This window comes from Desulfitobacterium sp. (genome assembly GCF_034927245.1).
Lineage (GTDB): Bacteria > Bacillota > Desulfitobacteriia > Desulfitobacteriales > Desulfitobacteriaceae > Desulfitobacterium_A.
The window spans coordinates 1-2,421 of sequence record NZ_JAYFQK010000037.1 but is presented as its reverse complement, the minus strand read 5'-3'; the positions used below and the strand labels follow the sequence as shown (position 1 = coordinate 2,421).

Annotated in this window: 3 protein-coding genes; 1 reads left to right on the top strand and 2 read right to left on the bottom strand. The window is 43.9% G+C overall.

Annotated features, from left to right (window positions below; translation table 11 throughout):
* Position 1 precedes the first annotated feature (1 nt).
* Positions 2–880 carry an NAD(P)-dependent oxidoreductase gene (locus tag VB077_RS09095; protein WP_323414911.1) on the bottom strand — a complete coding sequence of 293 codons (879 nt, stop codon included), beginning with the start codon at positions 878–880 and terminating at the stop codon, positions 2–4.
* 200 nt (positions 881–1,080) lie between these two features.
* On the opposite strand from VB077_RS09095, the gene VB077_RS09090 reads away from it, so the two are divergent.
* Positions 1,081–1,329, top strand: coding sequence for a hypothetical protein (locus tag VB077_RS09090; protein WP_323414910.1), 249 nt, complete (start codon positions 1,081–1,083; stop codon positions 1,327–1,329).
* Positions 1,330–1,387: 58 nt separating this feature from the next.
* Here the strand turns inward: VB077_RS09090 and VB077_RS09085 are convergent.
* Positions 1,388–2,421, bottom strand: a 1,034-nt coding sequence (locus VB077_RS09085) for a DUF2935 domain-containing protein (protein WP_323414909.1), incomplete at its 5' end; no start/stop codon positions are given.

The following is a 2,421-nucleotide window of genomic DNA, read 5'->3' as shown; positions in this document are numbered from 1 at the left end:
TTTATTGATACAGCTTAATCAATGCTTGAGTTCCGCTATTTTCTTCTCCCTCAGCCGCAAGTTTTTCATAGAGGGATTTAGCCAACTCCAGCCCGGGAGTCCTAAGCCCCATTTCTTGGGCAGAATCTATGGCGATCTTAATATCTTTAATGATATGTTTAACATAAAACCCTGGGGCATAATCTCCTTTTATCATCCGGGGGCCGAGATTGGAGAGAGACCAACTGCCCGCGGCGCCTCCGCCAATACTATCGAGGACGCGAATCGGATCAAGTCCCGACTTTTGTGCATAGGCCATCGCCTCAGCTACACCGATCATATTCGAAGCAATTGTAATTTGGTTGCACATCTTCGTATATTGTCCGGAACCGGCCGGCCCTTGGAGAATAATGTTGGTCCCCATGGCTTCAAAAACAGGTATAACCGCATTAAAGTCTTTTTCTTGGCCGCCGACCATAATCACAAGTTTACCATCTCTTGCACCGATATCTCCTCCCGATACCGGTGCATCTAACACATGTATGCCCTTTTTCTCTCCTTCGGCCGCAAGCGTCTTCGCTAATACCGGGCTGGAGGTCGTCATATCGATTAAATAGCTTCCTGCTTTTGCATGGGCAATTAAGCCCCCTTCACCAAGATAAACTTTCTCAACATCCTTTGGATATCCTACCATGCTGATCACAACCTGACTGGCTTCTGCAAGCTCGGCTACAGTATCTTTCCAAACAGCGCCAAGTTGAACAAGTTCTTGGGCACTTTCTTTTGTTCGATTATAAACATTCAGCCGATAGCCTGCTTTCAGCAGATTCTTAGCCATGCTTTTCCCCATAACCCCTGTTCCAACAAAACCAATCACAGTTTCCTTTGGTGATAATTCCATTACTTTCACTCCTCAAATATGGTTAGTCCCCGGATCTTTATTACATTGGACAGCGGCAAACAAGATTCCTTCTAATATATTAAGAAACTGTAACATTTTCGGTCAAGCCTTCATAATCTATATCAGAAAGCAGAAATCCCCTTCTCAATCTTCTGAGGCCTGTCCAATGGCCTAATAAATCTCAAGAGGGGGGTTATATTATGTCATTACTCGGAACACCTTTTTCACCCGTACCCTTTATCGTTGGGCTTTTTGACACCTACCCTATTGGCGCATGCCTTCGGGTCGGTATGGATTCCGGATTCTGGACCGGTAACTTTGGCGGAATTCAGGACGGAGTCGCACTTTTGACCAATGGCCTACTACACTCCAACATCGGCACACCAATTGATGGAATTCGTCCCGTTGTGCGTATCCCGTTGCGTTCTATCACTTTTGTTAGCCAATAATAATTGGGCGGCCGAATGGCCGCCTTTATTATATCTATTAGAGTTAGATCTCTTTCTATTACCCTCTTCCACCCTTAAACTCAGGCAGCGGTATACCCAGAATTCGCAGATAATGGCAGGCTTCACGTAAAACATGATCACCAAGCAAGGCTGATATGGTTGACTTCACCTGACAGGCCAGAATCATTTCCGTGGCGGTTGCTTTGAAATCTTTAAGGCTTGAGGTCGCTTCATAACTTTCGCGTGTTATTTGCTTGAGGCTGGCTTTCGACTGTGTCCCATCCTTAAATTGCTTCTCAAGCTTTTTGAATTCCATCGCATAGTGATTTGCTTTAGCAATAAGATGACATTCAGAGGGGTCAAGCATCTGGCGAATTACTTCGGCATGTTCTTTCATGATATGGTTCCAAAACATTTGCATCTCGACCATATAGAATGTCGGATCAATCATCTGTCCACTTTGTATACGCATAATCTGCTTAATATACATTTTTGTTTCTTCCAGTTGATGTTCAAAGACCGTAGGAAGATTGTGTGTAAATAGACAACACGCTTTCGTTACATCCTCATAAACACGATGTAAAAAGGCAGCCATAGCCTGGGCACAAGCAAGCGCTTTAGCATTGATTGCACAAATCCTCTCGACTACCTCGGGACTTGTCGGAGTCATGGTCGTTCCCATACTCGGTTGTAAATTCATGGTATCCACTGTTAATTGAACATTAATGGCGATTCCGCTGAGCTCCATCGTTTTTTGTTCAGCCATCAGCGTCTTATCGGTATAAAATTCACAGGAATGAAGGACATCAGCAGGTATTATGCCTTGGGCCAAACAAATTGTTTCATACAAAATCTCCTCAAACTGACATTTGAAATTCTCCGCTTCTTGAATAAAAGCAACATCTTTGCACTCAAAAGAATCCACATCAAAAATTGCATGTTCTTTCATAATTCGAGCCCAAAAAAGATGCAGTTCCACTGACTCCCGGACAAAATCGCCGGTCATTGGCATCGTACTCATAGCCCTTACTCCTTTCGTACACGCCTGAATATAGAGTATTTCTGACACAGCGTATGCAAGAAAGGAGTAAT

Bases quoted from the DNA above. Each gene is read 5' to 3' on its own strand.
- VB077_RS09095 (WP_323414911.1), bottom strand. From the start codon at position 880: ATGGAATTATCACCAAAGGAAACTGTGATTGGTTTTGTTGGAACAGGG.
- VB077_RS09090 (WP_323414910.1), top strand. From the start codon at position 1,081: ATGTCATTACTCGGAACACCTTTTTCACCCGTACCCTTTATCGTTGGG.